Source organism: Vibrio sp. Of7-15 (genome assembly GCF_022347565.1).
GTDB lineage: Bacteria > Pseudomonadota > Gammaproteobacteria > Enterobacterales > Vibrionaceae > NORP241.
Genome location: NZ_JAKRGH010000063.1, coordinates 1 through 2,800, shown reverse-complemented (window position 1 = coordinate 2,800; position 2,800 = coordinate 1). Strand labels below are relative to the sequence as shown.

At 35.0% G+C, this 2,800-nt stretch carries 3 protein-coding genes; all 3 read left to right on the top strand.

Features of this window, described 5'->3' with window-relative positions:
- A partial coding sequence (locus tag MHO82_RS25620; protein WP_239189438.1) for a hypothetical protein occupies nucleotides 1–796 on the top strand: 796 nt, incomplete at its 5' end.
- 107 nt (nucleotides 797–903) lie between these two features.
- Complete coding sequence (locus tag MHO82_RS25615) at nucleotides 904–1,716, top strand: hypothetical protein (RefSeq protein WP_239189436.1); 813 nt, start codon at nucleotides 904–906, stop codon at nucleotides 1,714–1,716.
- 79 nt (nucleotides 1,717–1,795) lie between these two features.
- Nucleotides 1,796–2,632: a hypothetical protein gene (locus MHO82_RS25610; RefSeq protein ID WP_239189434.1), complete on the top strand. Its 837-nt coding sequence runs from the start codon at nucleotides 1,796–1,798 to the stop codon at nucleotides 2,630–2,632.
- Nucleotides 2,633–2,800 lie beyond the last annotated feature (168 nt).

The following is a 2,800-nucleotide window of genomic DNA, read 5'->3' as shown; positions in this document are numbered from 1 at the left end:
GAATGATGCGACGCTTAAGGACAACCCTTCTCGGTTGGTTTCTTTTATGGAACACTATATAAAACATATAAAGAATGAGCCAGCAGTCATGGAGTGGGAGATGAACCTGTGGGAAAGTGGAAGTCGAGAGGGGGCGATTTTTCTTATACTGCTTGGGTTCTTTATTTCTATTTCCGGTTACCTATTTTTTGATGATGTCGGTGCGCAGCAGTTATTTATAATTATTGGGTTAGGTTTAATACTTTTATTCGTTTTTATTACTGCCATGTACGTTGCACCTGAGTGTTATTATCACAAAATTACTCCTACTGGGGTGTATGTATACAGCTATAAACGAGGAAAAGTATATAGAGAGGCTTTGGTTAAAGGTTTTTTAATTGTCGGTGGTATAGCTGCCGTTGTTTTATTGTTTATTCTAGGTCCAATGGCATTTGCAGGCTCAGGGGCTGGTACACTTGGTTTATTTAAACTGGCAGCGATGGTGAAGGATAAGCTACCAAAAGAGTTTGCATTGCCGTGGGAAGCTATTTTTGCTATAGAAGTTGATGAGCATAATGGACTTTTTAGAAAGAAAAAAATATTTTCTGTCCAGCTTCAGGTGGATATGGTCTGCGATATAAAAAACTATTCTGAGGTTAGAAATATTTTGGATCATTATAAAATGGAATGTACCCAATATATTAAACCTGGGCGAAAAAATAGACAGACAGCAGAGTTTGAAAAGTTAATGGAAGAGTCAGAAAAAGAGATTGAATTTGTATGGTACTTCCATCCACGTAATCGATATGGAGAATGATTGAATAAATATAGTCCCTCCTTTTACTTCATTTAAATGAAAATAAGGTAATAAAAAGCAGCAAGGTTATCTTGCTGCTTTCTTTTCTCAATAACTAGAAAATAAGAATGGATTTAAAACGAAAAGAGCAATATGAGGCGATTCGCCAATCGGTGATGAACGATCCAGCGTTAACAGACGATACTGCACGTTTACAGAAATTCTCCGATACTTACAAAGACATTATATTGTCCGAACCAGCTATTATGGAATGGAAGTTTGATCACTGGGATAAAAATACGGTAGGGGATTTTTATATAATGATGATCAGTATTATTATTGCTGCTACTTTTTCTATTTTTGCTATGCCTGATGATTGGTTCTTTTTTACTGGTGGTATTTCTGTAATTCTACTCTTTATTAATGCTATGTTAATGTATCCAATTCGATATAATCATAAACTGACAGAAAGTGGTGTTTATGTCTATCAATACAAGCGAGGCAAAAAAATCAGGCAGCTTTTAGCTGGTCTGTTATTACTCATTACTGTTGTTGCGGGTATTATTTTAACCTTTTACATGGGCTTGATGGCCTTCGCAGGAGCAGGTGCGGGTATGTTGGGGATCTTTACCTTTTATGCTTTGGTACAAAAACAAGACAAAGTGAAAGAAATAGCAATGCCTTGGCAAGGAATGTTTATGATTTCAGCTTATTCTAAAAATTCATTTCTAAGAAAAGATCGTTACTTTTTTATTCATTATATGGATGTACGATGCTCAGTAAATGATTATGAAAGAGTAAACGAAATAATTACCTCTAAAATGCGTGAAGGCGTTTTATATACTGAAAATGATGACTACTTTACTGATGAAATGGATAATTCAATAAAAAGAAGGAAATTGGAATTGCCATTCTACGATGGTAGGTTGTTCGAGAGGTAGTTTTAATAGCATGAAGTAATATATAAAGCAGCAAGGAAATTTTGCTGCTTTTTCTTTTCTCAATAACTAGAAAATAAGAATGGATTTAAAACGAAAAGAACAATATGAAGCGATCCGCCAATCGGTGATGAACGATCCAGTGCTTAAGGACAACCCTTCTCGGTTAGCTTCTTTTATGAGTAAATATAAAAATCATATCAAAAATGACCCTGTATTAATGGAGTGGGAAATTAACCTTTGGGAAAGAAGAAGTAGGGAGGGGGCTTTTTTTCTCATCTTATTTGCATTTTTTCTTTCTATTTCAGGCTACTTATTCCTAGATGATGTCAGAGGACAGGAATTGTTTAGAAATATTGGTATAGGTATTATGACCTTATTCATTTTTACTATAGAAATGTATGTTGCTCCTGAGCGCTGTTATCATCGAATTACATCAACAGGGATTTATGTATACAGCTATAAACGAGGAAAAGCGTATAGAGAGGTTTTGGTAAAAGGTTTTTTAATTGTTGGTAGTATAGCCGCTGTTGTTTTATTGTTTATTTTAGGGCCAATGGCCTTTGCGGGTGCAGGTGCAGGTGCAGGTATTTTAGGTCTATTTACAATAGCAGCAATGGTCAAAGATAAACCACCAAAAGAACTCGCATTACCTTGGGAAGCAATCTATTACTTGGAATATTTTGAAGAAGACCGATGGTTCGAAAAAGAAAGGCTGGTTAACTTACAACTCCATATTGACTTAATTTGTAGTGTTGAAAATTATCAAGAGGTTAGGACTTGTATAGAACCATATTTAAGAAATGATATATATATTATTAAAGATCTTCTTTCTGAATGGGAATCTCCTCCTTTTCTTAAGATCGAAGACAAAATAGAAAAAGAAATTGACTTTTTATTATCAGGTTTTCCTGACTAACTTAATAAAAATTTTCTAAAAAAGCAGTAAGGAAGTTTTGCTGCTTTTTCTTTTCAATAAATAGAAAAGCTCTTTACTTTAGGGCAAACCGATTCAGAGCAAGCCGTAAAACGGTTTAAGTTGGTTGAACAAGGCGACACCACGTTATTGGTGGCCACCGTGTACAGC